The organism is Paenarthrobacter sp. NPDC091669 (assembly GCF_044756725.1).
GTDB lineage: Bacteria > Actinomycetota > Actinomycetes > Actinomycetales > Micrococcaceae > Arthrobacter > Arthrobacter bambusae_C.
The window spans coordinates 28,656-53,606 of sequence record NZ_JBIVTK010000019.1 but is presented as its reverse complement, the minus strand read 5'-3'; the positions used below and the strand labels follow the sequence as shown (position 1 = coordinate 53,606).

At 63.5% G+C, this 24,951-nt stretch carries 23 protein-coding genes and 1 pseudogene; 7 read left to right on the top strand and 17 right to left on the bottom strand.

Features of this window, described 5'->3' with window-relative positions:
• Window positions 1-828: 828 nt before the first annotated feature.
• From rpsN to ACIQLI_RS22250, 5 genes are all read right to left on the bottom strand, one after another.
• On the bottom strand, window positions 829-1,134 hold the full coding sequence (gene rpsN / locus ACIQLI_RS22270; RefSeq protein WP_011776360.1) for a 30S ribosomal protein S14: 306 nt from the start codon (window positions 1,132-1,134) through the stop codon (window positions 829-831).
• A gap of 4 nt (window positions 1,135-1,138) precedes the next feature.
• Window positions 1,139-1,306 (bottom strand): 50S ribosomal protein L33, encoded by a 168-nt coding sequence (gene rpmG / locus ACIQLI_RS22265; protein WP_003798558.1) that lies wholly within the window; start codon window positions 1,304-1,306, stop codon window positions 1,139-1,141.
• Window positions 1,306-1,542: a 50S ribosomal protein L28 gene (gene rpmB, locus ACIQLI_RS22260; RefSeq protein WP_011776361.1), complete on the bottom strand. Its 237-nt coding sequence runs from the start codon at window positions 1,540-1,542 to the stop codon at window positions 1,306-1,308. The genes rpmG and rpmB overlap by 1 nt, the downstream gene beginning before the upstream one ends.
• A gap of 403 nt (window positions 1,543-1,945) precedes the next feature.
• Window positions 1,946-2,710 carry an SGNH/GDSL hydrolase family protein gene (locus ACIQLI_RS22255; RefSeq protein WP_354232820.1) on the bottom strand — a complete coding sequence of 255 codons (765 nt, stop codon included), beginning with the start codon at window positions 2,708-2,710 and terminating at the stop codon, window positions 1,946-1,948.
• 43 nt (window positions 2,711-2,753) lie between these two features.
• Entirely contained in the window at window positions 2,754-3,233 is a 480-nt protein-coding gene (locus ACIQLI_RS22250; protein ID WP_400392555.1) for a MarR family winged helix-turn-helix transcriptional regulator, read from the bottom strand.
• 68 nt (window positions 3,234-3,301) lie between these two features.
• Between ACIQLI_RS22250 and ACIQLI_RS22245 the strand changes: the two genes are divergently transcribed.
• Complete coding sequence (locus tag ACIQLI_RS22245; protein ID WP_311212088.1) at window positions 3,302-3,589, top strand: YciI family protein; 288 nt, start codon at window positions 3,302-3,304, stop codon at window positions 3,587-3,589.
• On the opposite strand, the gene ACIQLI_RS22240 is transcribed toward ACIQLI_RS22245, so the two are convergent.
• From ACIQLI_RS22240 to ACIQLI_RS22210, 7 genes are all read right to left on the bottom strand, one after another.
• Window positions 3,565-4,389 (bottom strand): SGNH/GDSL hydrolase family protein, encoded by an 825-nt coding sequence (locus tag ACIQLI_RS22240; RefSeq protein ID WP_400392553.1) that lies wholly within the window; start codon window positions 4,387-4,389, stop codon window positions 3,565-3,567. The two genes, ACIQLI_RS22245 and ACIQLI_RS22240, sit on opposite strands and share 25 nt — an antisense overlap.
• Window positions 4,386-5,216, bottom strand: coding sequence for an SGNH/GDSL hydrolase family protein (locus ACIQLI_RS22235; RefSeq protein ID WP_400392552.1), 831 nt, complete (start codon window positions 5,214-5,216; stop codon window positions 4,386-4,388). The genes ACIQLI_RS22240 and ACIQLI_RS22235 overlap by 4 nt, the downstream gene beginning before the upstream one ends.
• A gap of 238 nt (window positions 5,217-5,454) precedes the next feature.
• Complete coding sequence (locus tag ACIQLI_RS22230; RefSeq protein WP_089596483.1) at window positions 5,455-6,510, bottom strand: siderophore-interacting protein; 1,056 nt, start codon at window positions 6,508-6,510, stop codon at window positions 5,455-5,457.
• On the bottom strand, window positions 6,507-7,343 hold the full coding sequence (locus tag ACIQLI_RS22225) for an ABC transporter ATP-binding protein (RefSeq protein ID WP_400392549.1): 837 nt from the start codon (window positions 7,341-7,343) through the stop codon (window positions 6,507-6,509). Before ACIQLI_RS22225 ends, ACIQLI_RS22230 begins: the two co-directional genes overlap by 4 nt.
• A 1-nt stretch (window position 7,344) precedes the next feature.
• The gene (locus tag ACIQLI_RS22220) at window positions 7,345-8,454 is read right to left on the bottom strand and encodes a FecCD family ABC transporter permease (protein WP_400392546.1); all 1,110 of its coding nucleotides are present in this window, start codon (window positions 8,452-8,454) and stop codon (window positions 7,345-7,347) included.
• The gene (locus ACIQLI_RS22215) at window positions 8,451-9,563 is read right to left on the bottom strand and encodes an iron chelate uptake ABC transporter family permease subunit (RefSeq protein ID WP_354232825.1); all 1,113 of its coding nucleotides are present in this window, start codon (window positions 9,561-9,563) and stop codon (window positions 8,451-8,453) included. Before ACIQLI_RS22215 ends, ACIQLI_RS22220 begins: the two co-directional genes overlap by 4 nt.
• 5 nt (window positions 9,564-9,568) lie before the next feature.
• Entirely contained in the window at window positions 9,569-10,639 is a 1,071-nt protein-coding gene (locus ACIQLI_RS22210; RefSeq protein WP_354232826.1) for an iron-siderophore ABC transporter substrate-binding protein, read from the bottom strand.
• 489 nt (window positions 10,640-11,128) lie between these two features.
• On the opposite strand from ACIQLI_RS22210, the gene ACIQLI_RS22205 reads away from it, so the two are divergent.
• Complete coding sequence (locus ACIQLI_RS22205) at window positions 11,129-11,623, top strand: FBP domain-containing protein (RefSeq protein ID WP_354232827.1); 495 nt, start codon at window positions 11,129-11,131, stop codon at window positions 11,621-11,623.
• 77 nt (window positions 11,624-11,700) lie between these two features.
• Here ACIQLI_RS22205 and ACIQLI_RS22200 read toward each other — a convergent pair whose 3' ends face one another.
• From ACIQLI_RS22200 to ACIQLI_RS22190, 3 genes and pseudogenes are all read right to left on the bottom strand, one after another.
• Window positions 11,701-15,171 carry an ATP-binding protein gene (locus ACIQLI_RS22200; protein WP_400392541.1) on the bottom strand — a complete coding sequence of 1,157 codons (3,471 nt, stop codon included), beginning with the start codon at window positions 15,169-15,171 and terminating at the stop codon, window positions 11,701-11,703.
• A 230-nt stretch (window positions 15,172-15,401) separates the two neighbouring features.
• Window positions 15,402-16,220, bottom strand: a pseudogene (locus ACIQLI_RS22195) (DUF4194 domain-containing protein); the annotation flags it as partial.
• Window positions 16,213-17,670 (bottom strand): DUF3375 family protein, encoded by a 1,458-nt coding sequence (locus ACIQLI_RS22190; RefSeq protein WP_400392538.1) that lies wholly within the window; start codon window positions 17,668-17,670, stop codon window positions 16,213-16,215. The gene ACIQLI_RS22190 and the pseudogene ACIQLI_RS22195, both read right to left, overlap by 8 nt.
• A gap of 247 nt (window positions 17,671-17,917) precedes the next feature.
• On the opposite strand from ACIQLI_RS22190, the gene ACIQLI_RS22185 reads away from it, so the two are divergent.
• Both ACIQLI_RS22185 and ACIQLI_RS22180 read left to right on the top strand, forming a co-directional pair.
• Entirely contained in the window at window positions 17,918-18,220 is a 303-nt protein-coding gene (locus ACIQLI_RS22185) for a hypothetical protein (RefSeq protein WP_354232830.1), read from the top strand.
• A 62-nt stretch (window positions 18,221-18,282) separates the two neighbouring features.
• Window positions 18,283-20,247 carry an acyl-CoA dehydrogenase family protein gene (locus ACIQLI_RS22180; protein WP_400392535.1) on the top strand — a complete coding sequence of 655 codons (1,965 nt, stop codon included), beginning with the start codon at window positions 18,283-18,285 and terminating at the stop codon, window positions 20,245-20,247.
• Between the two features lie 4 nt (window positions 20,248-20,251).
• Here the strand turns inward: ACIQLI_RS22180 and ACIQLI_RS22175 are convergent, their stop codons facing one another.
• On the bottom strand, window positions 20,252-20,707 hold the full coding sequence (locus ACIQLI_RS22175; protein WP_400392532.1) for a YchJ family protein: 456 nt from the start codon (window positions 20,705-20,707) through the stop codon (window positions 20,252-20,254).
• Between the two features lie 135 nt (window positions 20,708-20,842).
• On the opposite strand from ACIQLI_RS22175, the gene ACIQLI_RS22170 reads away from it, so the two are divergent.
• Entirely contained in the window at window positions 20,843-21,781 is a 939-nt protein-coding gene (locus ACIQLI_RS22170) for a hypothetical protein (RefSeq protein WP_400392529.1), read from the top strand.
• Between the two features lie 3 nt (window positions 21,782-21,784).
• On the opposite strand, the gene ACIQLI_RS22165 is transcribed toward ACIQLI_RS22170, so the two are convergent.
• Window positions 21,785-22,276, bottom strand: a complete 492-nt coding sequence (locus tag ACIQLI_RS22165) for a flavin reductase family protein (protein WP_400392528.1) — start codon at window positions 22,274-22,276, stop codon at window positions 21,785-21,787.
• A gap of 295 nt (window positions 22,277-22,571) precedes the next feature.
• Between ACIQLI_RS22165 and ACIQLI_RS22160 the strand changes: the two genes are divergently transcribed.
• Window positions 22,572-23,606, top strand: coding sequence for an aldo/keto reductase (locus ACIQLI_RS22160; RefSeq protein ID WP_400392525.1), 1,035 nt, complete (start codon window positions 22,572-22,574; stop codon window positions 23,604-23,606).
• 164 nt (window positions 23,607-23,770) lie between these two features.
• Entirely contained in the window at window positions 23,771-24,874 is a 1,104-nt protein-coding gene (locus ACIQLI_RS22155; RefSeq protein ID WP_400392522.1) for a sulfite oxidase, read from the top strand.
• Window positions 24,875-24,951: the final 77 nt, after the last annotated feature.

The window sequence follows — 24,951 nt, the reverse complement described above, 5'->3', positions numbered from 1 at the left end:
TGGCACACTATTGAGTTCTCAAACAACAGGTCACTATTCCAAAGCAGTACCACCAGCCTTCGCTGGATCGCTCCGGAGCAACTTTTCAAACTTACCCGATCAACCAGATCTTGGCAAATCAACGTTTCCGCGATTCATGATCCAGTCTTCGGCCCCACCCTGCACAGGAACGCTCAAAAGCGAACCATTTTTCAGGCTGTCATCAAGGGGGTTCGGCCTCCGCGGCTCTCAGCTCCAGGCTGTCTCACTCGCGGCGACTCAGAAGACATTACACGCCTACGCGCCCCGGCACAAATCACTCCCAACACCATCCAAAACCCCGTCCTCACAGGCCAAAAGGGCCAATCGAGGCCTCAAACCAACCAAAATCCGCCGGAAACAGGACGAGTGAAGCCCGTCACGCCACCAAGACCCGCCAAGGCCTCCGCCTCGGCACAAAGCCAACAACCGCCGTCGAGCATTCCACCAAACCCGAGGGACATGTGCGAGCGACGACTCCAAACCCGAGGGACGTGAGAGAGCGACCGGCCCAAACCCGAGGGACGTGAGCGAGCGTCGGCCGGAAGCCCGAGGGATGTGAGATAGCGACGAATGGAAGCGGCGGTCATCCGGCAGCGCGCGTCCAAGGTGGGCCCACAGCCACCGGGTTCCCTGGGCGAGCTTGCGAGGCCAGGGAGTCGATGGGGAGGCACGACCGAGCGCGCCGAGGATGACCGCCGCCTCCGGCGCCACTGAACGCCGCCGCCTCCGCCACACACCGGAAACCACGCTTAAACACAAAAAAGGCCGGCAACCATAACGATTGCCGGCCTTTTCAGAGCTTCGTGATTACCAGGAAGACTTGGTGATGCCCGGGAGCTCACCGCGGTGAGCCATGTCGCGGAAGCGAACACGGGAGATACCGAACTTCTGGAGCGTGCCGCGGGGACGGCCGTCGATCTGGTCGCGGTTACGCAGACGGATCGGGGAGGCGTTGCGGGGCAGCTTCTGCAGGCCGAGGCGTGCAGCTTCGCGTGCTTCGTCAGTCGCGTTGGGATCAACCAGGGTCTTCTTCAGTTCGAGACGCTTGGCAGCGTAACGCTCAACAATGACCTTGCGCTGCTCGTTGCGAGCAATCTTTGACTTCTTTGCCATGTGTTTAGCGCTCCTCTCGGAATTCGACGTGCTGGCGGATCTTGGGGTCGTACTTCTTCAGGACCAGACGGTCAGGATCGTTACGACGGTTCTTGCGGGTTACGTAGGTGTAACCGGTGCCCGCGGTGGACTTCAGCTTGATGATGGGACGTACGTCCTTGTCCTTTGCCATTAGAGCTTTACTCCTCGTGCCAGGATGTCGGCGACGACTGAGTCGATGCCGCGGACGTCGATTGTCTTGATGCCACGGGCTGACAGGGTCAGCGTGACATTACGGCGCAGGGACGGAACCCAGTAGCGCTTCTTCTGAATGTTCGGGTCGAACCGACGCTTGTTGCGACGGTGCGAGTGCGAAATGCTGTGTCCAAAGCCCGGCTCGGCTCCGGTCACTTGGCAGTGTGCTGCCATGACTCTCCTCCAAAGATTGAATGTAACGGCGTGCAGATGTTCCTGCGTTACCGTGCGACAGGCAGCGTCCGCATCCGGGTCCAAACCATTTCGGTAGTTTCCGCAGCAAGTGCGGCGAAGAAGGTTGGCCTCAGGACCGGGCAGTGATGAACACTGGAACAGGTCCTGGGATACCGGGCGAATACAGGAATGCACGCAACTTGAGCCCCTAACTACCGGCCACCGGGACGTCGGAAAAACCGACAGTCACCACCAACCGGAGCAATTGCACACGAACCGCACTACCTAGCGCCTAACTATTCTACGGGCCAGGCCAAATTAAGACCAATCCGGCATCATAAGCCCTGCGCGCCCACTGCCCGGACCACCGCCTCGACGCTGGCGGGTCGCCCGCAAGATCGGGCTAGAGGGGCCTGATCAATTCGGGGTACTTCGGGCTCAAACCGTCGCCGGAGGAGACGCCCCGGACCCGGCGGGCCACCCATGGCGCTGCGGATTCCCGGAACCAGCGTGCATTGGCTTTGAGTGCTTCAACCCGGTTCATCAGCCGCGCCGGCGCCAGCTCGGGGACCTCGATGACGTGCTCGTGCTCAAGGACATCGAGCACCCGCTTTGCCATGTTGACGTGGCCTGCCGTGGACATGTGCATCCGGTCTTCGCCCCAGAGGCGCCAATCGTCGTACTCGTCAAACCGCCAATAATCCACCAGCAAGGCGCCGTGGTTCTCGGCTATTTCGCGCACCAGTTCGTTGTAGATCGCGGTGCGGCCGCGCATGGCGCCGAAAACTTTGGAGCCCTTTGCGTCAAAGCCCGTGAAGAGGACAACGGTGGCGCCTGCCGCACTTAACTTGGCGATACCGGCGTCGTACTCCTCAAGAAGCGAGTCAATATCGATCTTGGGCCGCAGGATGTCGTTCGCCCCTGCGTACAGCGTCACCAACGTTGGATTCATGGCGATGGCGGCGTCCACTTGCTCTGCCATGATCTGACGGAGCTTCCGGCCGCGGATCGCAAGATTCGCGTAGCCGAAGTCCTCGTTGCTGCTTGCCAGCTGCCCGGCTACGACGTCGGCCCACCCTCGAACGCCATTGGGACGGCGGGGATCGTCGTCGCCGACGCCCTCAGTGAACGAGTCGCCCAAGGCAACGTAACGGGCAGAAAAATCCATGCCGTCAGTCTGCCACCTCAACGCCCGGGGCCACAAAGCACCCTCACGAGTCCCGCAGGATCCAGTGGTTGTTGTCCAGGCGGGCCACGATCTTCTCCCCGATCCGGGCGAGGTCTGCGACGTCGTCCGGGGTCAGCGAATCAAGCATCAGCGTACGCACGGATTCCACGTGTCCCGGGGCAAGGGAAACGATGGTGGACATGCCGGCCTCGGTGAGGTGCGCAACGGTCACGCGGGCATCGCCGGGGTGCGCCTGCCGCTCTACCCAGCCACGTTTCTGCAGCTTGGTCACCACATGCGACAGACGCGACAAGGAGGCACTTGTTCGCGCAGCAAGCTCGCTCATGGGAAGGTATCGGCCTTCGCTTTCGGAGAGCATCGCCAATACGTTGTAGTCGAAAAGAGACAGTTTGCCGACCGACTGGAGTTGAGTGTCCAACGCCGAAGGAAGCAAGGTGTTGATGCTCAGAAGGGCCAGCCAGGCACGGCGTTCGTCGGCGTTCAGCCAGCGGGGTTGAGTCATGAACCCATCTTAGGAGAATTCACAGCCTCCTTAGGTCCGGGGAGCAGCCCAACCGATAGGCTGGCCGCATGTTCGTAGTCTCGTTGACCTACAAAGTTCCCGACGAAATCGTCGACTTCCACCGTCCGGGCCACATGGCCTGGCTTAAGGACGCGTTCGACGGCGGCATCTTCCTTGCGTCCGGACGTCGCGTCCCGGCCACGGGCGGCGTGCTGCTGTCCAAAGTGGACCGGGCAACCTTGGACGCCTCCTTGGCCGAGGATCCGTTCTACAGCAATGGTGTGGCGGAGTTCGAGATCATCGAGTTCACGGCAACCAGCGTTGCCGAGGGTTACGAAAACCTGCTGGATAACTGAGGCGCCTGCGCTTTCGCGGTGCCCAGCCGCTCGGGCAGCACTACCGGCATGAGTTCCGGCCAGCGCGCCTCCACGTGGTCACCGCTGGATACTCCGCGAAGCCGACGCGAAAACCAGGGTCCGACGTCGCGCCTCAGCCAGGCGACGTCGTCGGCGATGTTTTCGGTGCGGGTCCGGGGACGAGGCGCTGCGAGCCTCGGCGACTGGAGTGAGTGCTGCGCCCCGAGCACCTCGAGGACCTTTTTTGCCATGTAGCTGTGGCCGGGAGTGGACATATGCAGGCGATCGGGGGCCCACATCCGCGGGTCCTGGAACTTCTCGAAGCACCAATAGTCCACCAGGAGCGCCTGGTATTTCGCGGCGATGCGCCGAATGTTGCGGTTGTAGATTGCCGTGCGGACTTTGAGCGGCTCCAGGAGGGGCGACAAGGGGACGTTGTACCCCGTGAACAGCAGCACCGTGGCTCCATTGGCTGTGATCCGTTGGACGGCATCCTCATAGTCCCTGATGAGGTTGGCCATGTTGGGCCGGGCCATCAGGAGGTCATTGCCACCGGCGTAGAAACTGACCAGCGTTGGTTTCATGGCGAGGGCGGGCTTGATTTGTTCGCCGGCGATCCGCTGGAGGCGCCTGCCACGGATGGCCAGATTTGCGTATCGCACGGTTTCGTCGTGCCGTGCCAGCTCTTCCGCAACCCGGTCCGCCCAACCCCGGCAATGGTTGGGAAGCCGGAGGTCGATGTCGCCCACGCCCTCAGTGAAGGAATCGCCGAGCGCCACGAACCTGGTTTGTTCCGTCACTGCGTTGCCTTTTCCACGAGCTTCTTCAAACCGCCCTTGCGCGGGACCTTCACGGGTTGGGGCCAGCGTGGGCTGAGTGCATCGCCCAGCGTGACGCCCCGCAGTTTCCGCCCGAAGAGCGGGACCACCCAGTCGTTCACCCAGCGACGCTGCCGGCGTTCCCATTCGCGCATGGACAATCGTGTGGGCGGGTCCCAATCCTTGGGCGAGAATTTGTGGGGGACGTTGAGGTGGTCCAGGACCTGCGCGGCCAGGTACTTGTGCCCCGCTTTGGACATGTGGAGCCGGTCCGGGGCCCACATCCGCCGGTCCTTGTAGGCGTCAAAGCACCAGTAATCCACCAGGACTGCGCCGTACTTGGCGGCGATATCACGGACCCTTTGGTTGTAGAGGGTGTTGCGCTTTTTGAAAGGCTCCAAGACCGCGGAGACTTTCACGTCGAACCCAGTGAACAGCACCAGGGTGGCCCCGGTTTCGCTCAGCCGGGCGACCAGCAGCTCATAGTCGCTGAGGAGCGCGTCCATGTCAGTACCAAAGTCCAGGATGTCGTTGCCGCCCGCGTAGAGCGTAATGAGCGTCGGCTCCATGGCCACCGCAGGCTCGAGTTGTTCATCAATGATGTGCCGGAGCCTTTTGCTGCGTACTGCCAGGTTGGCGTACTCCCAGCCCGGCTCCGCTTTCGCCAACTTCTCGGCCACCCGGTCCGCCCATCCGCGGACCCCGTTGGGCAGGACCTTGCTCGGGTCCCCCACTCCCTCGGTGAAGGAATCCCCGATGGCGACAAACCGCCGTCGAGCCTTAACCCCGTCCCCGAATTCCTCCCGCACCCCACCGAAGCTACCCGCCCCCGGTTACACCAGAGCCAACCCCAAGTGAACAAGCCAACGGGAAGTGAGAGAGCGCCGCCCCCAAACCCGAGGGAAGTGAGAGAGCGCCGGAAGGTGACTCGCGCGCAAGGCTGGTTGGCGGGCATCCGGCAGCGTGCGTCAGAGCGACGGAGGAGCAGCAACGCCGAGGATGGCCGTCAACCGGCCGCCCAGCGGCGGACTAAGCGGACCAGCAGGCTTAGCCCTCTGCCTTGCCCCGACGCCAGTAACCCATGAAAGCAACCTGCTTCCGGTCAATACCAACGTCCCGCACCAGGTAGCGTCGCATTTCCTTGATGACGAACGCTTCGCCGGCGATCCAGGCATAGAACGGCAGGGCACCGGCGGGAAGGGTGGGGTTCTTGGTTGCTTCGATGGCAGCGGCGTCCATGCGCTGCGGGGTTTCCCAGAGGATGTCCTGGTCAACATTGACGTCTTCGGGCTCGGGCCCGGCTGCGGTCCCGGCACCCTTGATGCCTACCCAGCCCGGCACGGGAACGGCCTTGGCCACGGCTTCCTTGAGGAGTTCTCCGTGGGGACGTGCGCGTCCGATGGCCGCACCGCGTGCAAGCCAGGTGATTTCGATGTCGGCTGCGGTGTTGATGTCCTGGAAGTCGCCGGCTTCCGGTACTTCGAGGAAGGCGTGGCCGGTCATATCGGCGGGCAGGCTTTCAAGGATGGCGCTGATGGCGGGGACGGCAGTTTCGTCGCCGGCCAGGAGCACGCGCTGGGCCATGCCCGGGCGCCATTCGATGCCACCATATGCGCCGGCTGTGGTGCATTGCGCTGCGCGGTTGTTGGGGCCGATGATGGTGAGCGCGTCGCCTGGTTTCGCTCCAAGTGCCCAGTTGGCTGCGGGGCCGCCGTGGCCGGCGTCGTCAAAGTGCATGACGAAGTCGATGTCGATCTCCGGGTACACGGCGTCGAGGCGCTCGGAGCGCACGGTGTAGGTGCGCATGTCACCGCGGACGGACGGGTCCATGGCGAGCCATTCCTGGTACCAGCCGGCTTCTTCCATCTTGAAGGGAGGCAGCGGAATGACGTTGCCGGACGCGTCGAAGGACGGGATCATCAGCTTCACGCGGAGGTCCAGGGTGTCACCTGCAACGCCGAAGTCACGCAGGGAGTAACCGCCGAAGGTGATGCGGCGGAAGTTCGGGCTCAATTCCTGCACGGCCGTCACAGTGACGTCGAAGGCGAGGGTCATGGGCTCCACGGCGGCGCTTGCTTTTGCCTGTGTCGGTTGTGCACTCATGAGGCGATCTCCAGTTCGTTGGTTGAAGCGGGGCGTGCGTGGTGGCGTCCGATGGGGACGATCAGCGGTGTGCCTGAAATGGGGTCCGGAACCACGCGGGATTCCAAGCCGAAGACGTTGTAGACCAACTCTTCGGTGACGACGACGGGAGCGGGCCCTTCGGCCACGATGCACCCGCCCTTCATGGCGATGACGTGGTCCGCGTACCGTGCTGCCAGGTTGAGGTCGTGGAGCACGATCGCCACCGTGGTGCCGCGGCTGCGGTTGAGGTCGGTGATCAGGTCCAGGACTTCCACTTGGTGCGCGAGGTCGAGGTAGGTGGTGGGCTCGTCCAGCAGCAGGACTTCGGTCTCCTGCGCCAGGGCCATGGCGATCCAAACACGCTGGCGCTGACCGCCGGACAGTTCGTCGATGCTGCGGTCAGCGAGTTCCAGCGTCGAGGTGGCGTCGAGCGCGCGTTGCACCGCGAGATCGTGCCGGGACAAGTCCCCTGCGCTCCAGCTGCGGAAGAAGCCCTGGTGCGGGTAACGGCCGCGGCCCACGAGGTCGCGCACGGTGATACCGTCCGGGGCGGTGGGATGCTGGGGCAGGAGTCCCAGCGTGCGCGCCAGTTCGCGGGCGGGACGGGTGTGGATGTCTTTGCCGTCGAGGGTCACCGATCCGCCAGCGGGTTTGAGAAGCCGTGACAGACCGCGCAGGAGCGTGGACTTGCCGCAGGCGTTGGCGCCCACAATCATGGTCACTTTGCCCTCGGGGATCTCGGTGCAGAGTCCCTCCACTACTTTGCGTGCTTCGTATTGGAGCGTCAGGTCCTGGGCATTAAGGACGGCCATGTCAGGCCTCCTTTCGGTTCGACGTGACCAGCAGCCACAGCAGGAAGGGAGCACCGAGGGCGCCGGTGATGACGCCGACCGGAAGGACGGTTCCGTCGAGGATGACGGGAGCGATGTTGGAGGCGAAGAAGTCGGCCAGGAGCACAATCAGCGCACCGGTCAGGGCGGACGCCGGGAGGCTCGGTTTACGGACGATCCGGCGTGCGATCGGACCGGCGAGGAAAGCCACGAACGCCACCGGGCCCGCAGCGGCGGTTGCGACGGCGGCGAGTCCGACGGCGGTCAGGACCAGTCCCAGCCGGGCGGCGTTGACCTTGATTCCAAGGCCTGCAGCGGCGTCGTCGCCAAGTTCGAGGATGCGCAACGGGCCGGCGAGGGCAATGACAGCGGGGATCAGGACCAGCAGCGAGACCGCAAGAACGCCTGCCCGGTCCCAGGTGGCGGAGTTCAAGGATCCGTTAAGCCAGATCAGGGCATCGGCTGCAGTACGGATGTCAGCGCGGGTCATGAGGAAGTTGACCACTGCGTGAAGTGCGGCGGCGATGCCCACGCCGGCCAGGATGAGGCGGTTGCCGGCGGCGTTGCCGCGGCTTCCGCCGCCAGCACCGGTTCCACCGCGGGAGATTGCGTAGATGATGGCGGCGACGCCGAGCGCTCCGCCAAGTGCTGCCCCGGAAACTACGGCTCCGGAAGCGCCGAAAATCACGATCGCCGTGACAGCCGCCGCGCTGGCACCGTAGCTGATGCCGATGATGTCCGGGCTGGCCAAGGGGTTGCGCAGCATGGTCTGGAACAGTGCGCCGGCGAGGCCGAAGGCGATGCCGATCATGGTTCCCACCACTGCGCGGGGAAGTTTGTGCTCCATGACAATGAAGCTGGCCCCGGGGATCTTCTCCCCGCCGGTCAGGTGGTTGATGACTATCTTGAAGAAGTCCGGGATGGTGACGGTGTAGCTTCCCAGGAGTACGTACACCGCGAACGTGACCACTACAGCGAGCCCGAGGAAGAACGTAGGGCTCAGCACGCGCCGAAGTGACAATTGATGGCCATGTTTGCCGGGATCTTTGGCATTAAGTGCCAACTTGGTGGGGAGTTTATGGACGGTTGTCACAGTCCGGCCCCCTTGCCGCGGCGGATGAGCCAGACGAACACGGGAGCGCCGATGATTGCCGTCATGATTCCTGCGGGGACTTCGCCCGGGAGAAGGATCACGCGGCCAATGATGTCGGCGCTGATCAGCAGGATGGGTGCCACAACGGCGGAGAACGGCAGGATCCACCGGTAGTCCGGCCCGGTCAGCGAGCGGACAGCGTGCGGAATGACGAGGCCCAGGAAGGCGATCGGTCCGGCCACAGCTGTGGCGGATCCACAGAGCAGGACGATGCCCAGCCCGGTGATACCCCGGGCCAAAGCCACGTTCTGGCCGAGGCCGCGGGCAATGTCGTCACCAAGTGCCAGGCTGTTCAAAATGCGGCCGCCGGCCAGGATGATCAGGGCCCCGATGGCGAGGAATGGCAGCGCGGGAAGGAGGACGGACCAGTCACGTCCACCAATGGTGCCCACCTGCCAGAAACGGAAACGGTCGAACGTGTCCTGGCTCGAAACCAGGATGACGTTCATCAGGGAGAACAGGCCTGCGCTCAGGGCCGCACCCGCGAGGGCGAGTTTGACCGGCGTCGCGCCATCACGACCCAGGGAAGCAACGGCATACACCACGACGGCGGCCGCAGCGGCGCCGATGAAGGCAAACCAGATGTAGCCGGACAGAGAGCCAATACCGAAAACGTAAATCCCCACGACTACGGCCAAGGCAGCGCCGGCGTTGAGTCCCAGGATTCCGGGATCGGCCAGCGGGTTGCGGGCCACGCCCTGCATGGCTGCACCGGCAAGGCCAAGTGCGGCTCCGGCAAGCAGGCCCAGGACAGTGCGGGGAATCCGGGCGATGACCACTGCGTGGTTACCGTCTGCCGGATTGAAGTTGGTGAGGGCTTCCCACACAGTGGTGAGAGGAAGCCCGCGTGCGCCGATCGCCAAGGATGCGGCGCAGACTGCGACGAGTACGACGACGGCCGTCAACAGCCAAGCGGTGCGCTTGCCTGCCGTGCCGCGGGAACCGGTTCCCCCTCCGGTTCCAGCAGTTTCAGGGGTGATGCCTCCCGGGCCCGGCACCGAAGTGCCGTTGCCCCGCCCCTGGACTGCCGTCGTCGTACTCAGTTTCATTGCAGTTACTTGCCCGCTGCGTCTGCTGCTTTACCCAGCTGCGGCAGGAACGTATCCAGCGCCCACGGCAGGCTCAGCGGCGATGAGGCGGAGATGGAGAGCGTCAGCGTGTTGTCCGAATCGGCAACCAGGGCGCCCTTCTTGATGGCCGGGATCTGTCCGAGCAGCGGATCAGCCTTGATGGCATCTGCCGTGGTGGCGTCCGGGACCCAGGTGACAAAGATGTCGGAATCGAGCTCGTTGGCCTTCTCAGCGGACCACGGAATGAAGAACTCAGTAGTCGACTTGGTGTTCTGCTCAACTACGGGAGCCAGCTTCATGCCGATTTCGGAGAGGAAGCGGGGACGGTTGTCGATAGCCGTGTAAACGTTGGCTCCGTCGCCCTTGGCGGGCTCGAGATTGCCGTAGATGAAGGTTTTGTCCTTGATCTGCGGGAACTTGGAGACCTTGTCCTTGACGGTGGCCTCGGTGTCTTCGATCAGCTTCTTGGCTTCGGCTTCCTTGCCCAATGCCTTGCCGATCAGAGTGGTGCTTTCCTGCCACGGAGTGCCGTAGGCGAGTTCCGGCTGCGCCACGACGGGGGCGATTTCGCTGAGCTTCTTGTAGTCAGCTTCCTCCAGGCCCGAGTATGCGGCCAGGATGACGTCCGGGCTGAGCTTGGCGATCTCGGTGAAGTTGATGCCGTCTGCTTCGGAGAACTGGACCGGAGCCTTGTCGGTGCCAAAGCCGGCGCCGAGCTTCTCGAGTGCGGCGTCCTTCCAAGGGGTGGAGCCCTTGTCGTTATTGCCCCACTCGTTCTTCGGGACGCCGACCGGAACAACGCCCAGGGCGATCGCGACATCGTCATTGACCCACGAGACGGTGACTACGCGCTTGGGCTGTTCCTTGATGGTCGTTTCACCAAAGACGTTCTTGATGGTCACCGGGAAAGCCGAGGATGCTGCCTGCTCAGTTGCCGGAGCGGAAGTTGCCGGACCAGTGGAGCAGCCGGTGAGGGTAAGAGCGACGGCGGCCAAAGCGGCCGTCGCGGTTCCTGCTGTTTTGAGCAGGGCGCGGCGTGGGAGAAGGGATGCCACGGGACTCCTTAAGTAAGTGATGCGAACCTAAGTAAGGCTAGCCTAGCCTCCCGATAATTAAGAAACGTTTGCGTCACCTAATCCTCCGCATTCGCAAAATGCGATGCAGATCACACCCTCTCCCACATCCCGCGCCCTTCAGCCGGGCCCTCTCGCACATCCCACGCCCTTCAGCCGAACGCTCTCGCAGTGGACAGCTGCCCTGAACTTTTGAAAGTATGAACGGCAGCGGACTACCGCTTCTGACGGAATTTAACGAGGGGATGAGCGTGCGCACTGTTTCAGTTGCTGCAGCCATGGTTGGCGAGGTGGCCGTTTTGGCCTGCTTGGCACTCCCCCACACGTCGGCATCCTTCTAGGCACTCACCCAGCACCCTTTTTGGGGTCCCTTTGCAGTGCCCTCTTTCTCGGTGACCGACGTCTTCTGCCAATTCCCGCGCGCCCAACCTCAGCGCGCGGACGTCGACCATTCTCGAAAGAAGCTTTGCCATGCAAAAAATCACAGCCCAACAGATCCGCTCGTCATTCATCAACGCCAGCCGCTCGGAGGCCGCCAAGGCCAACCTCCCCAGCGATTTCGAAGCCCTCGACTGGGACAACCTGGAGTTCCTGGGGTGGCGGGACGAAAAGATGCCCCAGCGCGGCTACCTCGTGGTTCCGCACCGGGGCAAGCTCACGGGCATCCTGCTCCGGGCTCCTGAAGGTGGGTCCGGCAAGAGGCGCGTTGTCCTCTGCGAACTGTGCCGTGACGTCTTCTCCAAGGACGACGTCTACCTGTGGGTTGCCAAAAAAGCCGGACAATCCGGCAAGGACGGGAACACCGTGGGGACACTGATCTGCGCCGAGTTCGGCTGCAGCGCCAATGTGCGGAAGGAACCGCCTGCCAACGAGATCAACCCGGACCCGGCCGCCGTCGTGGTTCGTCAGATCGCCGGACTGGAGTCCAGGACCGAACAGTTCCTGGACCGCGTCCGGGCGAAGTAGCCCAATGTAGCTGGCAGTAGTGGTTGCTATGAGAGCTCATAACGACCACTACTGCCAGCCAGTTGGGTGGGCGGACCCTAACGCAGGACGATGTCCACCGGGTTGGCTTCGGACCGCCATGCTCCAGGCTCGCCAGGTCCGGCAATGACTGGAGCCGTGAGCACACCCGAGCGGTTGGTTCGCTTGTCCCGGAGGATTTCCGTGACGGATCCAAGGTGCCGGGACAGGTCAATCACGTTTTCCGGGGCAGCAAGCAGCAACTGGAACCCGAATTCGTGAAGCGCCTTGATACCCGCACCTGCGAATTCCTCGGAAGCCAACACGAACGCCTCGTCCATCATCACGGTGCCATACGTCGTGAAGCCCTGCTCGGCAATGCCCAACTGGTAACTCAGTGCCGCAGCCATGATGAACGCAGTGAAACGCTGGCGCTCACCGCCGGACATGGAGCCGGTGTCGGCATGCATGAAAACTTCGGTCTTCCGCTTGGTTGCCTTGCCGGTGCCGGCCTTGCCCGATTTCGAAGCAACTTCCCGGTGCTCCTTGCACTGGATAAACAGGTGCCCACGAACATCCAGCACCTCGGACCGCCAACGTCGATCCTCCGGGGTTTGGGATCCAAGGCGCTTGACCAAGGTTTCCAACGACTTGTAACGCGCGGTGAGTTCGGCGTCGTCGTCCACTTCTGTGGCTGAAGCGGCGCCGCGCGAGGGGCGCGTGTGCTTCGCCTTCAAGGCGTTCTGGATCGCATCCTTGAACTGTTTGGCCGTGGCCGGAAGCGTTTGTTTGATGTCCAGTTCCAGGAAGCTTCCCTCGTGGAAATTCACCTGGGACAGGATGCCGTTGAGCGGCAGGATGCGGCTGGTGATGCTGCGGCGTTCCTCGTCCAAGAGGTGCAGGAGCGTGCTGAACGACTCGTGGGTGCGCTGGTTGAAGAACAGCCGGAACTCGGCCTCCTGCGCAGGCAAGCCATCGCTCACAATCGCGTGATACCGGGATTCGAAGTCCCCGGCAGCACCGATCGACGTACCGTGGTCGGCGCTGATGGCACTTCCCCAGTCGCGCACGAAGGCTTCGAACATGCGGGTCAACCGCTCGGCCGTCGCCTGGCCACGCGATTCCGCGGAATGCAGTTCGTCGAGCAGCTTGTTGCGGACACTGTTGGCGAGGTTGTCCAGCTCATACAGTTCAGAGACCTCGCCGACGCCGTCAAAGTACGGCTCCAGCGCGGTGACGGTAGAGGCCGACGGCGGTGCTTGCTCCAGCTTCAGCCTCGCGGCATCGAGCAGGCCGTCCGCCGTGGTCATCTTGTGGTCCAGCGCCTTGTATTCGCTCTGGAGCACAGCGGCCGAACCTGTGGAGGACTGGTGCTTTTCGCGCACGGATTCGATGGTGGCCCGCAACGGTTCAAGGTCTGCCTGCGCGGCCAAAGCATCCGCGAGGCGCTGTTCGATCCGGGCAAGTTCCTCGGCTGCGACGGCTGCGGAAACCTGCTCCCACGGCCGCTCATCCTCAGCGACGCGGCGCAGTGCCTCAAGCTGGCGGGCCATGCCCTGGTGCGAATCCTCGCGGCTCTGCGCAAGTTCTGCGGCTTTAGCGAGCTCGTTCTCCAACTCGCCCACGCGGGCTGCCACAAGCTCCAGTTTGGACGCGTTGTCGAAGCCCAGGACGTAATCCTGTCGGCTTGTGAACCGGTCGTCCTTTTCCACGGTGTGACGGTTGCGCTTGACCACCCCACCCAGGCTCAGGCCCTTGTCCATCGACGCAAGCTCGTCGGGATCCTCCACGCACGGATACGCGAAGTCCACGGCGATCCGCTCGCGGATCCACTCTCCTGCGTCCGCGTTGGCGCCCGAGGTGAGGATGCTCAACTTCGTCAAGAGGTCGCCGTCGGACACGTCCTCCACAGCCAGCGCGCCACCGGCGAGCGGCTTGGACACATCAACGGCGCGGAGGGCGCCACGGACGCTGTTGTCATTCAAATACCGGGTCACCGCAGCAAAATGCTCACCCGGGACCAGCAGCGTGGTGGCGAGGTTACGCAGCGCGCGCTCAGCGGCCGGACGCCACTGGTCCTGCCCCTCCGCGAGGTCGATCAACTCGCCGCCAAACGGCATCCGCTCTTCCGGGACGCCGGTTGCGGCCGCGATGGCAGCGCGGTTTTCAATGCTCGACGGCGGCAGCAAGGACTTGCGCGACCGCAACGACAGGAGTTCCTGCTGGGCCGCCGCAAGTTCACGCTTCTTGGTGGCGTGCCCGTCGAACGCCTCGAAACGAAGCTCCTTCAGGGCCTCCGAATCGTCCTTCAACTCTGCCGATCGAGCTGCCGCCTGCTCGTGTGCCTGGTCCCACCCTTCGGCGGACCACTCGAGGTTCAACCCGGCGTCGGCCAGTGCTTTCCGGGCCGAGTCCTCTACCTGCTGACGGAGCTTCAAGCCAACTTTGGCGTTCTCCAGCGACTGTTCAATGGCCGAAATCGCGTTGCCGCCGCGGTTGTTGTAATCGAGTTCAAGGTCGCGGAGTTCCTTGGCCAACGCATCCCGCACGGTGCGCTCGGCGGCGAGTTCCTGGGCCTTGGACTGCGCCAACTCCTTGAAACGGGCCAGCGTCTTGGCGTGCACCGTGACCGCGAGCTGCTGCTTGTACGCTTCAAACTCCTCGCCGGCCAGCTCCCGGAGACGGTTCGCGTCCAGCAGCGCCTGCGCGTACTCCTTGTTCAACCCCGGAACGGGTGCCAACTGGTCGCGCTGCTGGCGGACATCCTCGAGCCGCTGCCGGATGGACATCAGGTTGCTGAATTCCTCCACCACATCATCAGCGGCAGCCAACGTGGCCGGAGCATCGAGCACCTGATCGCGGAAGAATGTGTTCACGCTGCCGCCCAAACCCTTACCGGCCTGGATCACACGAAGCAGCGGAAGCGCCTGGTCCGAGTTGATACCCAGGAGCCTCCGGAAACGCTCGGCGAACGCCTTGTGGACATCGAAAACCTGTCCATCCGGGAAGATCGACTCCAACGCGCCCTTGGTAAACCGCTTCTGCGCGATCCCCTCAATGGCCTCAAGGTCCAACGGCTTGCTGTCGATCACATAAAAGCGCCCAACGCTCGACTCCGTACCGTTTTTTGGCAGATCGAAAAGCGCCGACACCGTCACCTTCGTGCCAGCCGCATTATCAAACGTCAGCGCGACGGCGGACCAGGTGGCACCCGGGCGCTGGAAGGCACTGGCCGAGCTGTCGCCCACCGCCTTATCACCCACCTTGCCGCGCATGTAAGTGAACGTGGTCCTCTTATCCTCCACAGCCCCGCCGGACCGCTGGGCAGCAGCCTCATTCGAGCGCGGACGGGCATCGAAGACCCGGAGCATCGCATCAAAGAGCGTCGACTTACCGACACCCGAGTTACCCGTCAGGAGGGTGCCCTTGCGGTCCACGTGCATGGTGTGGGCCCCATGGAAGGTGCCCCAGTTGACCACCTGCACGAGGGCCAACCGCATCTGGCCCGGGTTGGTGAGCTCGCCGAGCGGGAGCATGCTTGCGATGGTCACTTGGTGATCCCGTCAGTCGTGGTTGCGTCCGCGGCGGTACTGGACACATGCTCTGCATGCTCGCTCGTACCTCGCTTAGACGCATGCTGCCGCATGTCTCCGGCATCGCCGCTCGCTTCGGTGAGGTGCTCGCGCGAGGTAGACGACGATGCCGCCCCGGGAGTGGCTTCGGGCCTGTCGGAGCCGGCAGCATCGTCCGCAGGACGAGTGCTGTCCGGCGAAGGGGCGGGGGCGGCATCGGCGTCGTCGTCCCCATCAGCAGAGGAGTCGGGGTCCAGGTCCAGGAGGGGTTCTGTTCCGGATTCGTCGGCGGCTACTGCTACCAGGGCCTCTATTTGGGCCGGGATGTCGCCGATGTTTTCGAAAGGCAGGGCCAGCGGAAGGGCGTTGCTGATGGTGTAGCTGTCGTCCAGCGGGGTGGGGAGGAGGAGTTGGCGGGCCAGGAGTTTGGTGATGGTGCGGGTGACCACGTCGGAGTCGCGCAGGGCGTCTTGCTGGCCTGCGGGTGTGTAGTTGGCGACGAGGTCCGAGATTTCCTCGCGGGTGATCGTCGGGTCCGTCTGGGCGGTGACGTGGCGGTCCAGCAGGAGGCGCAGGCGCAGCAGGACGATGGTTTCCACGCGGCTCAAAGCACGCTGCTGCCGGAGGATGCTGGACCGGGAGCTTGCGCCGATGATTTCGGGATCGACAGGGCGGAGGACCGCGATTTTGCGGTCGTGATCGAGCTGGAGGGTGAGGAACAGTTCGGACAGGCGGCTGCGGAGGATCAGCTGGTTGTCCAAGAGGGTGGTCCACAATTTCTCGTCACGGCCGCCGTCGATGTAGGGGCCTTTAAGGAGCTTCACCAAGGCGTGGCGGACTTTCATGGGGAGTACGCCCGTGTCGCCGGGGAACAGCGCGGCGCCGTCAACGAAGGAGTCCCGCGGAGTCACCCGGAACGGATCCGCATGGCTGATTTCAACACCACGCTCAGCCACCTCCTCGGTGACCTCGTCCGCTTCGGCGCCATCCGCCGTCGTGATGTCCTCTGTTGTGATTTCCTCAGTCATCAGAATCCTCATTCAGCGTGACGACGGGCAGGTATGCCGTGCGGATGCTGCCGTCGATTTGTTCGAAGTCGATGTGTTCCCAGGCGGCCCGGTCGAAGGCGGCGCCGCCTTGCAATGCCATGGACAGCAGGGTGCGCACGGTGTTGATGTGCCGTTCCTCGGCGGGCAGGTTGTCCCAGGCGTCGCCCAAGGTTGCCGCGCCGGCCATGGCTGCCCGGATAACGGCCGGCTTGGCCTTGCCGGTGCGCGCAGACCGCACCCGGTCGGAGTCGCTGAAGGCGATGGGGTCGGCCAGGCGCGGGGGCGTGGCGAATTCGTCGGGGTCGAACAATTTGACCATCGCCAGCGACTCGAACCCGGCATTGAACAGGACTGGCCCTGGGATCAGGCCGGGTCGGTCCCGTTCGTACGGCATGGAGCGGATGGCTTGCTCGGCCTCGGCCAACACCTTGCGGAGGCTGACGGATTGCCGGACGTCGTCGCTCTGGATATACGTATTCAGGCTTTCGGACAGCTTGCCGTAGATACGTTGGATCTGGCTGTGCTGTGTTCGCAGTTCGGCCACGAGGTTCTTGAGCGTCTCGCGGTCTTCGTGGGAGAGGTCGTCGGCGAATTGCCTGCTCAACACTTCGCCGATCGCCGAGCGGAAGCGCAATTGCTGCTGCGGGTCCTCCAGGAAGGCCGTGAACGACCGGAAGGTGCGGCCCTCGGGGCTTTGGCGCAGCCGCTTGTCGGCCTCCAAAACCTGGGCCATGGTGGCGCCCTTGCTCAGGGACTCCTCGATGATCTGGTTGCGGAGTTCACCCACCAATTCCTCGATGCGGTCACGCATTTTTTTGTAGTCCGCGGGTAGGCTGGCGGCGAGGTCCAGGATGTTGCCGGCAGCTTCCACAGCTTCTTCGTCGTCCAGAAGGCCATCGAATTCGCCCGAGCTGATGTCCTCCACCAACTGCTGCCGCTCCTGGATTTCCTCCTCCAGGGCCTCCAGCCGCGCACTCTGGTCCGGGTTGGTCTCGTTGGCGAGCTTCTCCACATCTCCCAGAAGCGTGCCGAGCCGCGATCCATTCAGCGTGGAACGCTCGCTGGAAAGGCTGTCCAGGAACGCCAGCACGCGGGCGGCGGGTTCTGTGACTTCATAGACGATCTGGCCGGACTGATTGCGGCGGGTCAGGAACTGCTTGCGCGTCCATTCATCGCCGAACAGCTTGCCGTTCTGCTGGCCGCCCAAGGCCGGGTCCTGGCGCCGGAGCTGCTCAAGGAAAGCGTCGACGTCGGCGTGGAACTCTTCGAGCGGAAGCTGCGGCCGGGTGCGGGTGAAGGATGCTTGCAGCACGGCGATGACCCACGGTGCCGATCGGGTCAAAGCCCACGCTGGGCCTTTGGTCAGCTGCTCGAGGTCACGGAGCCTGGCGCTGATGGCGTCGGCGGAGGACATGGCTGAACGGGACAATTACTCTCCTTCAGCTGCTGCGTAACCTGGCTGGCAGCGGAAACTGCCCCGTACAAGGTTAACGCAGAGCGTCAGAGCCTCCCCACCGCAACCATTTCGTAACCTACCGTGCGGTATGGTTTCGATCCCATATCAACGGCGTCGCGAGGCGTTTCCGCTCTGGCCGGAAAGCATTCACACCCCTAGTGTCAGAACATCGACGCAGCCACGCCGCGCCGACCCACGCACCGTCGCTCCGGGGGGAACCATGGATTTCGATTTCACTGCGCTGGAAACAGGCACCTACGTAGTTATTGGAACGCTGGTCTTCGCTGCACTTTTAGTGGCATTCATCGCAGCAGCAGCAATGGCAACAATCATTCTTATTGGCACCATGGGCATGGTCTGGTACGCCGTCAAAGGCATTCTGGGTGGCCTCGTCCATGGCATTAATTTCGCGTGGGACCGCCTGGTTCACCACGCAGGCCAAGTGGAAATTCCAGCTGAATTCCAGCCACAGATTTCCTCTGGCACGGGTAGCTACCCGCGGGTAGCATTGAGGGACAGCTGAAGGGTTCCCACCCACGGCGGACCCTGGCTCCATCCGGCACAACCGGCTAGAGGAGTTACTCCATGACGTCCGCCACTGACAACAGTCTCGCCGCCGCAAGCGTCAACGCCACCGCAGAAGAAGCCCGCGCCGTCGCCGAGGCCGCGCGCGAAACCGAATGGAACCGGCCCAGCTTCGCCAAGGGCCTCTACCTGGGCAGCTTCGACCTCAGCCTGATCCACCCCTGGCCACAAGCACGGGCAGGCGACCTGGAGCGGGGTGAGGAATTCATGGGCCGGCTGCTCACGTTCGCCAAGACCATGTCCGGCCGGGTCATTGAACGCGACGCCAAGATCCCTGACGAGTACCTCCGAGGACTCGCGGACCTTGGCGTGTTCGGCATGAAAATCCCGCGCGAATACGGCGGGCTGGGTTTGTCCCTGGTCTACTACGGCCGGGCGCTGGCCCTGCTGGGATCGGTTCATCCAAGCCTCGGCGCCCTCATTTCCGCGCACCAGTCCATCGGCGTCCCGGAGCCTGTTAAGGAATTCGGCACACCGGAACAGAAACAGGAATACCTGCCTCGCTGCGCCGCCGGCGCCATCACCGCTTTCCTCCTGACAGAGCCCGACGTCGGCAGCGACCCCGCGCGCATGGGCGCCACTGCCGTGTTGTCCGACGACGGCGGCTCTTACCTTTTGGACGGCGTGAAGCTCTGGACCACCAACGGCGTGATCGCCGAACTGGTGGTGGTCATGGCCCGGGTCCCGGCACATACCGACCCCGACGGGACGGAGCACAAAGGCGGCATATCCGCTTTCGTGGTGGAGATGGACTCCCCCGGTATCACCGTCGAGAACCGCAACGCCTTCATGGGCCTTCGCGGAATCGAAAACGGCGTGACCCGGTTCCATCAGGTCCGGGTCCCTGCAGCCAACCGGCTTGGCCGCGAAGGTCAGGGACTCAAAATTGCCCTCACCACCCTCAATACAGGGCGGCTTTCCATTCCCGGTTTGTGCGTTGCCGCCGGAAAGTGGAGCCTGAAAATCTCCCGCGAATGGTCCAACGCCAGGACCCAATGGGGACGTCCGGTGGGCCAACACGAGGCCGTGGGCAAAAAGATCGCGTTCATCGCCGCCACCACTTTTGCGCTGGAGGCGGTGTTCGAATTGTCCGCCGAGATGGCCGACGCCGGCCAGAAGGATGTGCGCATCGAGGCTGCGCTGGCCAAGCTGTGGTCCACTGAACTGAGCTGCAGGATCGCCGATGAACTTGTCCAGATCCGTGGCGGCCGGGGCTTCGAAACCGCTGATTCCCTTGAGGCCCGGGGCGAGCGTGCTGTCCCCGCCGAGCAACAGCTCCGGGACCTCCGCATCAACCGGATCTTCGAGGGTTCCAGCGAGATCATGAAACTCCTGATCGCCCGCGAAGCCGTGGACGCGCACCTTGCCGCCGCGGGCGACCTCGCCTCAGCGGATGCGAGCCTGCAGGACAAGGCGAGGGCCGCCGTCGGGGCCTCTGGCTTCTATGCGAAATGGCTGCCGAAACTCGTGGCAGGTGCCGGCATGGATCCGCGGTCCTACGCGGAATTCGGACGATTGGCCAAGCAGCTGCGATTCGTAGAGAGGTCCTCGCGACGGCTTGCACGGCAAACCTTCTACGGCATGGGCAGGTGGCAGGCGAAGCTCGAGCACAAGCAGGCGTTCCTGGGCAGGATCGTGGACATCGGCGCCGAGTTGTTCGCGATGGCCGCGTGCTGCTCGCGGGCTGAAATGCTGCTCCGCAAGCACCCGGAACAAGGTGCCACCGCGTTCGAACTGGCAGAGGCATTCTGCGAGCAGGCCCGTGTGCGGGTGGACGAATACTTCGATCAGCTGTGGAGGAATACTGACGACGGCGATCACGGACTCTCGCGCAAAGTCCTCGCCGGTGACTACGCCTGGCTGGAGGCCGGAGTCCTGGACCAGTCCGAAGGTACCGGGCCGTGGATCGGCGACGCCTCGCCCGGAGCCTCAACCAAGGAGAACCTGCACCGCAACTATCGATGAAGCGCTAGCGAACGTCCCCCTCCACGTAGAACCATCGCTTGCCTTCCCGAACAAAGCGGCTGACTTCGCGCTGGACGCCGCGTTCGCCGTCGAGCCTGTAATGTGCGGCGAACTCCACGGTGCCCGTCGTGTCCAAGGGGCCGCCACCGGACGCAGACACGATGTCCAGCCTGCGCCACTGCATGTCCGCATCGAGGTCCATGGATTCCGGCCGGGTGGAGGCGTGCCAGGTGCGCAGCAGGTAGCTGGGGTCCAGGACAACGAAAGCCGAATAGCGGGAACGCATGAGTTGTTCGGCGGTGGGCGCGTCGGCGGCATCGCGGTGGAACCGGGCGCAGCAATCGTCGTACTGCTCCCCGGAGAGGCAGGGACAGGCGCCGTTGTGGAGTCTGGCAAAGTCAGGGGTCACGAGGTCCCAATCTGAGGCTGTAAATGAGAGCTGGGCAACATATTTTCCCACGCCATATAACAGCTTTGAAACAACCCCGCCAGAGTAGGGGGCGGCGCGTGATTCCGTCGGTGCTGGACCTTAGGCTAGATACGCAAGCTGGGTGGGCAATGCGCGCATCACAAAACGACAGCCAGGGGAGGCTACGTGGAGGATCCGACAACACTCGCCATCAACCTGACGTACTTGGGAACACTCGGACTTGCCGTCCTCATGTTCCTGGGTCTCGGGTTGGTCATCATCATCACGTTGGTGGTAGCGGGAGTCGGGCGCCTGCTCTCGATTGTTCTCCTGGCGATGGTGGGCATTTTTCCGAAGAAGGAAACCACTCCGATCGTCAAGTTGCCGCCGCGCCCCGCACGCGTCCCTGATCCTGTGACCGGCGTCGAGTCTCCGGCAGCTGTTGAATCACCTCTGGATGACCTCGCTTATCTTGAAACCGGATCTACTGCGGCGCAGGCTCCCACCGCGGTTGCTACGGCTTCACAGCCTGCTGCCTCTGCGCCGGTTTCGAAGGTTGCCGCCGCGCCTTCCGCTCCTGCCCGACCTGACGCGCCCAAGCGCGACCTCCTGGGAGACGTTCGACGACGACTCTCGGGTGCGTCGGCCGCTGTCAAAGACGGCGCGTGGAAGGCCAAAGTAGACCCCCGCAACCTTCCCAAGCCGGCGGAGGTCAAGTCGGTGGTCGAAAACCAGGCTGCCCACCATCCGATTCTCGTGGCGGCCACCAAGGAGCCGCCGGTTCTGGCGAAGGATTGGGCTGATGCCGTGGCTGAGGCCGATCGTCGTGCAGCCGCCCGCGCTCAGGCTGAGCAGCCGCCCGCCATCAAGGTGACGGTCCGCGACGTCGGCGAGCCCACGCCGTCGTCGTCCAATGGCACAAAGCCAGCTCCGAAGACGCCGGACAATTCGGCAAAACCGGGCGGCAATGGCACCGGCAAAACCGGTTCCGGCAGCGACGGCGGCAGCGGAAGTGGCAGCAGCGGCAGCGGCACGAAGAAATCGGGCCCGAACACTTCCAAGAATGGGAAGTCTCCGAGCCCAATCCGAAAAGGTTCGCTCAGCAGCGCCAGCCGCAACTCCTAGCGGCTACGCAGCCAACTGCCGGAACGACGCGCCATGGTAGATCAGCGGCCTTGACTCCAGGTTGATGATGGTCGCTTTGACCTCCAGGACCACGATCGCGTGATCACCGGCGGGCGTCTCGGAGACAACTTCGCATTCGAAGCCCAGCACTGCACCGTCGATCAGCACTGCACCTGAGTCGCTCACGCTGGTGTCCAGCCCCGCGAAACGGTCGCGCGTCTTGGAGGCCAGTTGGAGGGCTGCCGCTTCCTGGCCCTCGGCGAGCACCGAAACACCCAAGCGCTGGGCTTGGCGGAGCTTCGGCCACGTTGTGGAGGAGTTCTGCACGGCAAACATCACCAGGGGCGGTTCCAGCGAAACACCCACGGTGAAGGACGAGGCCACCAGGGCTTCCGGGGTGAAGTCCACCATGGCGCTGAACGCGGCAATTCCGGACGGGAACTGCGCAAATGCAGCCTTGATGGCCGCCGTTTCTTCCACTGTGGTCTGTGTCATTCCGCTGTCCCCTATTCGTGCGTTGCTTGAGTTCCTTTCCCATAATTCCCCTGCTTCCGGGAACAGCAATATTTGTTGATTCGAAAGACATTTGTGTTGCCGTGTGTCAAGAAATGTCGCGAACTAAGGCCTCTTCCATTACTTCGCAAGACGAAAAACGAAGAAGTTCTACCGCTTGCGTTTATGCCTCCGACGGCCGTGTGTAGCCTCGATTGAACATCCCGTCCGTGGCCACCGACTTACGCCTGGACACCAGCACCGCCCCCTCAGCACAGTCCCACCACAGGAAGCCGACATGAGCCTCAACGAGCTACGAACGCTTGGACGCACTGGCGCCCTGATCAGCCCGCTCACCCTGGGCACCCTCAACTTCGGCACCGGCGCCGCGCCCACGGGTCCCGCCGAGAGCATCCGCATCATCAAAGCAGCGCTGGACGCCGGCATCACCAGCGTCGACACGGCGGACATCTACTCCCAGGGCGAGGCCGAAACTGTGGTTGGCCAGGCCATCCACAGCCGGCGCGACGACGTTTTCCTCGCCACCAAGTTCCACGGCCAGATGGGTTCCAACCCGGCGCACGCAGGCAACTCACGCCGTTGGATCGTCCGGGCTGTGGAGGACAGCTTGCGGCGGCTGAACACGGACAGGATCGACCTTTACCAAGCGCACCGGCCTGACTACAACACTGATCTCCTGGAAACCATCACAGCGCTGAACGACCTCATCCGGCAGGGAAAGATCCTGTACTACGGCACGTCCGTGTTCAGCCCCGCCCAGCTTGTTGAGGCCCAGTGGATCGCCAACACCAACCACCTCACCCCGCCCGTGGTTGACCAGGTGCCGTACTCGCTCCTGGTGCGCGCCAACGAACGTGACGTTTTCCCCATCACCCAGCAGTACGGCGTCGGGGTTTTGAGTTATGGACCGCTCGACGGCGGGTGGCTGGCCGGCGGATACCGCGTGGGTGCAGGGCAGCCTGAAAGTTCGCGATCGGCTGCCGTCCCGGGCCGCTTCGACGTCAACGCGCCCTTCAACCAGGGCAAGCTGCATGCGGCCGACGCCCTTGCGCAGCTCGCGGCCCGGCACGGGCTGACCCTGATCCAGCTCGCTGTGGCTTTCGCACTGAATCACCCCGCCGTGACCAGCGTCGTCATCGGGCCGCGCACCGAGGACCACCTCACCGACTATTTGAAGGCAGCAGACGTGGTGCTCAGCGAGGCTATCCTCGACGAAATCGACGACATCGTTGCACCCGCCGTGAACTTCCTTGAACGCGACGCCGGTACAGTTGCACCGCACCTTGAGTACCCGGAATTACGACGTCGGTAGCCTCCTTCGGGTTGCGAGGCCTCCTTTGCGCGCTCCTTGCCCCCGTTGGGGCGCAGAGCGGGCCTCGCAACAGACTCTTGACGGGGTTCGGCCGCGGCGTGATCCTTGTCCTAAGTGCTGCGGCACTCCGCAGCGTTTAGCTTCCAGTAGAACGCCGCCATCCCATGTCCAAGCACCACGTCAAGCAAAGGGCAGCAAAAGCCGCCACCCCCGGGCAGCCGACCGAAGGTCCCCTGACCCACGAAGAACTGCAACTCTCCGGCCGGAACCATTCCATGCCGCTCGAGGCCCTGCACGACGACATCACGCCGGCGGGCCTCCACTACCTGCTCATCCATTTCGACATCCCGCACGTTCCCGCCGACACTTGGCGGTTGCGGCTGGGCGGGGCCATGGATCACAGCCTCGAACTGAGTCTTGAGGACATCAAGGCCAGGCCCGCAGTCACCATGCCAGTGACCATGGAATGCGCAGGAAACGGCCGGTCACTTTTGGAACCGCGGCCGTTGAGTCAGCCGTGGGTACTCGGTGCAGTGGGCACCGCCGAGTGGACCGGAACTCCCTTGGCACCCCTCCTGGAGGAAGCAGGTTTGGCGAGTGACGCCGTCGAACTTGTCTTTACCGGTGCCGACGCCGGTGTCCAGGGTGGCATCGAAGAGCCGTATGCGCGCAGCCTTTCTCTCGCCGAGGCAATGCATCCCGAGGTCATGCTGGCCTACGCCATGAACGGAAGTCCCCTGCCGATCCAGCACGGGTTCCCTCTCAGGCTGCTGGTGCCGGGGTGGTATGGCATGGCGAGTGTGAAGTGGTTGACGTCGATCGAGGCTGTGACGTCGCGGTTCATGGGTTTCCAGCAGGCGGTCGCGTACCACTATCTGCAAGGACCCGATGGGCCTGGGCTGCCTGTCACACACATCCGGGTTCGATCTCTGATGGTGCCTCCCGGGATTCCTGATTTCTTCACCCGACGCCGCATTGTGGACTCCGGCCCGGTCATGCTGCACGGCCGCGCGTGGTCCGGCCACGGCGAGGTGGAACGGGTGGAGGTAGGGATCGACGGCGAATGGATGCCTGCCCATGTGGACCCGCCCGTGGGTGATTTCGCGTGGAGGTCGTGGTCCATGGTGTGGGTCGCGAGTCCCGGCGAGCACGTGCTGCGGTGCCGGGCCATGGATACGTCCGGTGCGCTGCAGCCCACCGACCAGGTGTGGAACTATCAGGGCATTGGGAACAACATGGCGCAGCGGGTTGAGGTGACGGTTCGGTAGTTTGTTCCTCCTGGCCCCGTCGGACGGGCCGCGCCTGCCCCGCGCCCGTCGGCCCGAGATCGCTGGAATGCTCCGGG